3 protein-coding genes and 1 pseudogene are annotated in these 7099 nt (G+C 74.4%); 3 read left to right on the plus strand and 1 reads right to left on the minus strand.

Going from position 1 to position 7099, the window contains the following annotated elements; genetic code table 11:
* Nucleotides 1–133 precede the first annotated feature (133 nt).
* Complete coding sequence (locus ABVB68_RS28755) at nucleotides 134–2284, minus strand: SpoIIE family protein phosphatase (RefSeq protein WP_503006324.1); 2151 nt, start codon at nucleotides 2282–2284, stop codon at nucleotides 134–136.
* Between the two features lie 1177 nt (nucleotides 2285–3461).
* On the opposite strand from ABVB68_RS28755, the gene ABVB68_RS28760 reads away from it, so the two are divergent.
* The 3 genes and pseudogenes from ABVB68_RS28760 to ABVB68_RS28770 form a co-directional block, all read left to right on the plus strand.
* Entirely contained in the window at nucleotides 3462–4670 is a 1209-nt protein-coding gene (locus tag ABVB68_RS28760; protein ID WP_353604081.1) for a cytochrome P450, read from the plus strand.
* A 97-nt stretch (nucleotides 4671–4767) separates the two neighbouring features.
* Nucleotides 4768–6123 (plus strand): serine hydrolase domain-containing protein, encoded by a 1356-nt coding sequence (locus tag ABVB68_RS28765; protein ID WP_353604082.1) that lies wholly within the window; start codon nucleotides 4768–4770, stop codon nucleotides 6121–6123.
* Nucleotides 6124–6491: 368 nt separating this feature from the next.
* Nucleotides 6492–6941 (plus strand): annotated as a pseudogene (locus ABVB68_RS28770) (AMP-binding protein); the annotation flags it as partial.
* Nucleotides 6942–7099: the final 158 nt, after the last annotated feature.

Raw genomic sequence — 7099 nt, forward strand, 5'->3', positions numbered from 1 at the left:
ACACCCGACACCCGCACTATTGGGACGGGAGTACAGCCGTGTCCTCTTCCGATCGGGCCCTCCGCCCAACGGGCGGGGCCCGGGCGGCAGGGCACCGTCCGGTCCTCCCGCGGGAGGACCGGACCGCCGTGCGTCAGGCGTCGTCGCGGGCCCGCAGCAGCAGCATCGCCACGTCGTCCAGCCGCTCCCGGGCCGCCGCGCTGTGCCGGAGGATCTCGTCCGCGAGTCCCTCCAGCGGCTGGTTCCCGACCTCCGAGAGCAGCCCGCCCAACTCGACCAACGCGTCCTCGATGTCGATGCCCGGGGACTCCACCAGACCGTCGGTATAGAGGACGAGGACCGAGCCCGGCGCGAGGGAGACCTCGGTCGTCGGATAGACCGCCGCCGGGTCGATCCCCAGCAGCGGGCCGCCGGCCAGGTCCAGCACCCGTACCCGCCCGTCCGGCCGTCTCAGCAACGGCGGCGGATGCCCGGCGCGCGCCATCACGGCATGACCGCGCCCCGGATCCAGCCGCAGATACAGGCAGCTCGCGAACAACTCGGCACCGAGATCGATCAGCAGCCGGTTGGTGCTGCCCATGACCTCGTGCGGCGCCTGCCCCACCGTGCTGTACGCGCGCACCCCGGTGCGGATCTGCCCCATCAGGCCCGCCGCCGTCACGTTGTGGCCCTGTACGTCCCCGATCACCGCGGCAGCCAGCGGCCGGGTCGGTACCAGGTCGTAGAAGTCGCCGCCGATCTCCATGCCGTGAGTGGCCGGCAGATAGCGGGCCGCCGCGTCCAGGCCGGGCGGCGGGACCAGCGAACGGGGCAGCAGCGCCTGCTGCAGCCCTTGCGCCAGGCGGTGCTTGGCGTCGTAGAGCAGGGCCCGCGCCAGGGCCTGCGCGATCAGCCCGCCGAGAGAGGTCAGCACGACCCGCTCGTCGGCGGGGAAGGGATGCGGCTCGGCGTACGCCAGCACGCACGTGCCCACCGGCCGCCCGGACGCGATCAGCGGCAGGTAGGCCCAGGCCGCGTAGCCGTCGGGGGTGTCGTGCCGGCCCGGATACAGCCGTTCCAGCTCCGCCCGGGACTCGAAGAACGCGGGCACCCCGCTGCTCAGGGCCTGGGCGCCCGGGGTGCGCTCGGTCAGCGGCAGTCCGGTGAACCGCTCCACGACGTGCGCGTCCGCATATCCCCGGTGCCCCAGTACGTGCAGCCGTCCACCCTGCGTGCCGAGGACCGCGAACGCCTGGCTGCCGACCGCCGGGGCCACCTCGTCCCAGACCAGCTGGACCACGTCCTGCACGCCCACCGCCTCGGTCAGCGCCCCCGCCAGACTCAGTACCTGGGAGATCGTCACCAGCCGGGCCGGGTGCGGTTCCACCGCCGGCGCCCGCCGCGCCGGATCCACCGCCGTCCGGGCCCTGGAGACGCGCACGGTCAGCCCGGTCCTGCCGGGGTACAACCGGAACGACAGCCACTCACCCGGTGGGCGCACGGCGACGAACGACATCACCTGCTGGCTGATCAGTGCCGCCCGGTAACGGTCCTCGTACACGGGGTCGTTCAGCCAGGGCACCGCCACCCACAGCGGGCTGCCGAGCAGGTCGCCGGCCGGCCTCCCGAGCAGATCGGCCGCCGCCGCGTTGACGAAACCGATCCGGCCGTGCAGGTCGAGCGAGACCAGGCCGTAGGGCAACCGGGACGCCATCCGGGCCGCCTCCACCGCACCCAGCGTGTCCGCCACGCCCGGCGCCTGCGCCGCGAGCACATCCGACTCCGGGCCGACCGGCCGGTTCTCCGCGGCGGCCCGCTCCAGCCGCAGTGCCAGCCGCTCGCAGGCCCCCGTCAGATGCTCGCGCTCCACATCGGACAGCTCCGGCGCGTGGCCGCCGGGCCAGGTCACGTACACCGCGCCGTACACATCGTGCCGCGTCGCCACAGGCACCGCCGCCAGCGCGAACGGGTACGGCAGCACCACCGAGATCCGTGGATAGCGGCGGGCCATCTCCTCCTCGCCGCCCACCCACACCAGCCGCCGGTCGCGTGCCGCGTCGGCGACCGGGATCGGCGCGCTGAGCCCCACCCGCTGCCACGGCGCGGCGAAGGCCCGCGGCATGCCCGCCGTCACGGCCATCTCCAGGACCGGCTCGTCGGGGCTGAGCAGGTACACGGCGCCGGAGTGCGCCCCCACCTCCTCCATCATGGAGGCCAGCGCGAGCGACAGCATCGGCTGCCCGACCGGCACCGAGTCGGCGGCCGGTGCCCGTTCCGGCCCGGGCCCGTCGGACACGCCGACCACCTCCTCGTACGGCCGCGCGTCGCATCCAGGGGACAAGACTCCCTCGCGGGGGCCTCACCCGCACGGCGAGCGCGGATTCCCGCGCACTGCGAGCGCGCCGCTCACGCCCGCGCGTGGGCGCCGAGGGGTGGTCACTGCCCGGGAGCTTCCCGCTCAAGCCCGCGCAGCCGGAGCATGCCGCGGCACACCGGTCCACCTGTGCGCCCCCACGCGCCCGGATGGCTGATTTTGTATGGGTGGTGGCCGTCGGCCGGTACTTCGGCTCGTTCTCGACGGTGTGGCGGTGGCGTGACTCTCCTCGCCCGGCTCGCCGGAACCGTCCGCCGTGGGCGGCCGGTGGAGGGAAGCGCTCCGGTGCGGCCGTTCGACCCGGCCTCCGTCAGTAGCGGGATCGTCTCCCCTGGTCAGAGGCGGCTCGGGCCGGCCGCCTGGCCGTACGGCAGGGCCCGGCACGGCGGATGGCGGGGTCCGGTCGCAGATGCGCGGCCGGTCACCGGAGCGGATTTTTTTCCGAGCCACCCGGTTTGGCGACGGGATGCCCGGGCACACGCGGGGGCGGCGACCCGGCCCGAGCGTCGCCTGAGCGCGAGGGGGGACGAAGTGGCCGGGTGGTGACGCAAAAGCACGGCCGAAGTACTCTCCGTTCAACCTCATGGGGTTGCTATCCGATGACCCGCCGTGAAGACTGTGGCCGGGTTCCATCGAAACGAAGGTGTTTTGAGGTGCGGAACGTGCCATTCCTGGGTCAACACGCCTCTGGACCACGTATTCTCTCACCTCGTTTCGAGCGGCCGGGTCCTCGGACCCCCGTTGTCCGTTCACGACCGGGAGGGTCCCGCGCGCTCACCGCGCGGGAGGTGTCACCAAGGGGGAAGTGTTATGCCGGGTTGGTCCGCCGGAAGGGCGGGTGCCGAACGGGCCCGTGGCCGGCCGCGCGGCGGCGGCGTCCGTCATCGGGCGTGTTGAGATGCTTCCAGCCGTCGTGGCGGCGAGCTGAGGCCGTCTGACCATCGGACCGCGCACCGAGCGCCGCGCGAGTCGCCCGCTGTACGCCCGCACGTGGCGAACGCGGTGGCGAGGCCCTGTCCGGGCCGCCCGGTCCGTCCGTCGTGCTCGTCCCGAAGCACCACGCTGTCCGCGATCGGCCCTGCCCGTGTGCCGTAACCGAGGAGAACACGTGACCAGTGAGCAACTGACCGAGGAGCCACTCCTCCTGGAGGCGTTACCCGAGCGCTGGCAGAGACTGCGCGAGGCCGGCCCCGTGCGCTACGACGAGGACCAGGGCGTATGGCAGGTGCTGGACCACGCCACGGTCTCCACCGTGCTCGCCGACCAGGCGACCTACTCCTCCGACCTCTCCGCCCTCGCGCCCACCCAGGAGGACTTCGAGACCTTCCGGCAGGGCAACTTCGTCGGCATGGACCCGCCGGAACACCGCAAGCTGCGCACCCTGGTGAGTCAGGCCTTCACCCCGCGGGTCGTACAGGAACTCGGGCCCCGCATCGAGGACGTGAGCGCGCGGCTGCTGGACGCCGTGGCCGACCGCGACCGCTTCGACCTCGTCGACGCGCTGGCCTACCCGCTCCCCATCATCGTGATCGCCGAACTGCTCGGCATCCCGGCCGAGGAGCACCGGCTGTTCCAGGACTGGGCGAGCGTCCTGTTCGGCGGCGACCAGCTCGGCGAGACCCCCGACATGGCCGACCTGGAACGGGCGCTGGAGGCCATCGCGCCGACGGTGCGCGAGATGAACGGCTACATGCTGGACCACATCCGCCACCGACGTGCCCATCCCGGCACCGACCTGACCAGCAGGCTCATCGCCGCCGAGGTGGACGGGGTCCGCCTCGAGGACCAGGAGATGGTCGGCTTCGTGGCGCTGCTGCTGGTCGCGGGTCACATCACCACGACCGCACTGCTCGGCAACGCCGTCGTCACCTTCGACCGGCATCCCGGAACCGACGCCGCCCTGCGCGCCGACCCCGCCCTGCTGCCCCAGGCCGTCGAGGAAGTGCTGCGCTGGCTGCCCCCCTTCCCCGAGCTGGGGCGCCGCGTCGCCCGTCCGGTGGTCCTCGGCGGTCACGAACTGCCCGCCGACGCCCTGCTGATGACGCATCTCGGTGCCGCCAACCGCGACCCGGCCCGCTTCGACCGCCCCGATGTGTTCGACGTGACCCGGCGGCCCAACCCCCATCTGACCTTCGGCCACGGCATTCATTTCTGCTTCGGCGCGCCGCTGGCCCGGCTGGAGGCACGGATCGCGCTGCGTATGTTGCATGAACGATTCCGCATGCTGGCGGTCCCCTCCTACGAGGACGTCACCTTCCAGAACCCCGCCGTACTCATCGGCGTACGCCACCTGCCGGTCGAGGTCGGCAGAGCTTGACTCCGGCGCGCAGGCGCCCCGGCCGCCCCGCGCCGTTCACCTGCGGGCCGGACCGGTCACCCGCACAGGAGACCCACTCAACGGGAGTCCTCTTCTCATGCCCTACACCGTCCCCACCGCTCCTGCCCCCTCCGCGGCGCCCTCCCCGTCATTACGCCAGGAACTGCAGGACCGCCTCGACACCCTCGCCCGCCGGCACCGCGTGCCGGGCGCCCAACTGGCCCTGGACACCGGCGCCGACCTCCTCACCCTGCACACCGGAACCGCCGACGTCACGACCGGTGCGCCGGTCACGGACGACACGGCCGTACCCCTCGGCTCGCTCACCAAGCCCTACACGGCCGCCCTGGTGCTGCTCCTGGCCGACGACGGCGACCTCGACCCGGACGAACCCGCCGCCGCCCATCTCCCCGAGCTGCGGCAGCTGCCCGGGGTGACCATCCGCCACCTGCTCAGTCACACCTCGGGTCTGCCCACCGGACCCGACTCCGACACCGCGGCGGCGACCACCGGCGCCCGCTACCTCACCGCCCTGTGCACCCCCCGCAGCCTGCTCTTCGCGCCGGGGACCGACTTCTCGTACTCCAACGCCGGCTACGTCGCCGCCGGACGGCTGGTGGAGGCGGTCACCGGCATGCCCTGGCACGAGGCCGTCCGGGCGCTCCTCCTCGAACCCCTCGGGACGGTGCCCGCGTTCCTCGGCGACAGCGGCGCCGACCGCCCCGTGGCCGCAGGTCACGCCGTCAACACCGCCACCGGCAGGGCCCGTCCGGCCCGGCAGAACCTGGCACCCCTGGAGGCGCCGGCCGGGGCACTGCTGGCGAGCGCCCGCGACCTGCGGGAGTTCGGCAGGCTGCTGGCCGACCGCTCGGACGTCCTGCCGCCCGCCGTGGCCAAGGAGATGCGCCGCGCCGAGAGCGCCGCGCGCCCGAATGCGCTGGCCGACGGCTGGGGGCCCGGCCTCGCGCTGTACCGGCAGGACGACCGTGTGTGGTGCGGCCACGACGGCAACGCCCAGGGCACCTCCTGCCATCTGCGGGTCGACCCCGCCGGCGGCGTGGTGGTCGCCTTCACCGGCAACGCCGGCGGCGCCACCGCCCTCTGGCGCGACCTCGCCGAGGACCTGGCCCGGATCGCCGGCGTCCGGGTCCCCGCCGCACCGCCGACCGGGGGCCGGGGCGCCCGCATCGCCCTGCCCGACGCGGTCGGCACCTACCGCAACGGGGACGTCACCTACCGGGTGGCCCCGGGGCCCGACGGCTCATCGGCCCTCTCCGTGGACGGCGACGTGGGCCTGCCGCTGGTCTGTTACGCCGACCTGTCGTGCGATCTGCTCGACCCGGTCACCGGCCGGCTGGAACCCGGCGGGCACTTCCACCGCGACCCCGTCACCGGCAGGATCGACCGCGTGCAGATATCCGGGCGCACGGCCCGCCGCACCGACGACGGCTGACCGCCCGGCCCGGTCGCCGCGCCCGGACCCGGCCCGCCGGACCACCGGACGACCTGGCCGCCGGACCCCCGCGCCCACCGCCGGCTGAGGGACGCCCGTAGGCCGTCGCCGTCGCCGGAGCGCACCGCCCGGCGCCGGCCCGAAGCGCGCCGTGCGGCTTCCGGGTCAGCGGCCCTCCCGCCCTCCGTGTGCCGCCGGGCCGCCGAGGCACCGGTTCACCCCCGGGTACGCCGACCGCCCCGACGGCACCGGCGTGCCGCCCGGCGTGACCGCCCCCGAGCCGCCGCACCGGCGCCGGTGTGCGGACCGCGCGCGTCCGCCTTCGCACCCCGCGCCGCATCGTCCAGCCCTGCAGAAGGACTTCACCCATGACGGACCTGCACGACAAGCCCGCACCGGCATCCGCACCGGCACCGTCCGGCCATCCCTCCGGCTCTTCGGAGAGCGCCGTGGCCGCCCCGGCGCGGCCGCGGCCCACGCTCGGCGAGTTGTTCACCGCCTGGGTGGCCCGGACTCCCGACGCGCCGGCGCTCACCGACGGCCGCCGCACCTGGTCCTACCGCGAACTCGCCGCCCGGGCGGACCGGTTGGCCGGCCACCTCGTACGCCGGGGGGCGGGGCCGGACCGCGTGGTCGCACTGGTCCTGCCGCGCTCGATGGAACTGATCGCGGCGGAGCTGGCCGTCGCCCGGGCGGGCGCCGCCTTCCTCCCCGTGGACCCCGCCTACCCGGCCGAGCGGCGGGCGCTGATGCTCGACGACGCGGCGCCGGCGGTCGTCATCGACGACCCGCAGCACGTCAGCCGGTTGCTGGAGACCGAGGACTCCGCAGAGACGGTCGCGGGCGGTGCGGGCGGTGCGGGCGGTGCGGACACGCCGGGTACGTCGGGTACGTCGGGCGGCGTAGAGACCTCGGGCCGCGTGGAGACCTCGGGCCGCGTGGAGACCTCGGGCCGCGCAGGCACCGCGGGAACCTC

Origin of the sequence: Streptomyces sp. NPDC096012 (genome assembly GCF_040426375.1) — a bacterium.
Lineage (GTDB): Bacteria > Actinomycetota > Actinomycetes > Streptomycetales > Streptomycetaceae > Streptomyces.

Bases quoted from the DNA above. Each gene is read 5' to 3' on its own strand.
- ABVB68_RS28765 (WP_353604082.1), top strand. From the start codon at position 4,768: ATGCCCTACACCGTCCCCACCGCTCCTGCCCCCTCCGCGGCGCCCTCC.